This window comes from Caulobacter sp. CCH9-E1 (assembly GCF_001556515.1).
In the GTDB taxonomy this organism is placed as follows: domain Bacteria; phylum Pseudomonadota; class Alphaproteobacteria; order Caulobacterales; family Caulobacteraceae; genus Caulobacter.
Genome location: NZ_LSJA01000019.1, coordinates 1 through 302, shown reverse-complemented (window position 1 = coordinate 302; position 302 = coordinate 1). Strand labels below are relative to the sequence as shown.

Genomic DNA, 302 nt, shown 5'->3' with positions numbered 1-302 from the left:
CCGAGATGGAACGCAGAGCGGCTTAACCCCGTCCACTTTTTCGGGGGAAGATCAGAGGCATTCGCTGGCTTGGTCAGGGACGGTAGCCTCACTGAAGTGGAGTTCTGGCGCCGAATTCAAATTGATGCCGCTCGCGATCCTTTGCTGATCGACGAAATCCGTTCGTATGTGAACAGGGCCACTTTTCAGGTTTCGGCCCACTAGCAGTGGAACCGACGTTTTGGGTCAAGACGATCGGCTTTGTCGCTGTGTTCCGGCTTGCAAAACTAACCCCCTTCTCGGGGAGATAGGCGTCCAAAGTT

1 protein-coding gene is annotated in these 302 nt (G+C 55.0%); it reads left to right on the top strand.

Annotated features, from left to right (window positions below; all coding sequences use genetic code 11):
- The coding region (locus tag AX690_RS23505) for a hypothetical protein (protein WP_231732081.1) at positions 1 to 204 on the top strand (204 nt) is incomplete at its 5' end.
- Positions 205 to 302 lie beyond the last annotated feature (98 nt).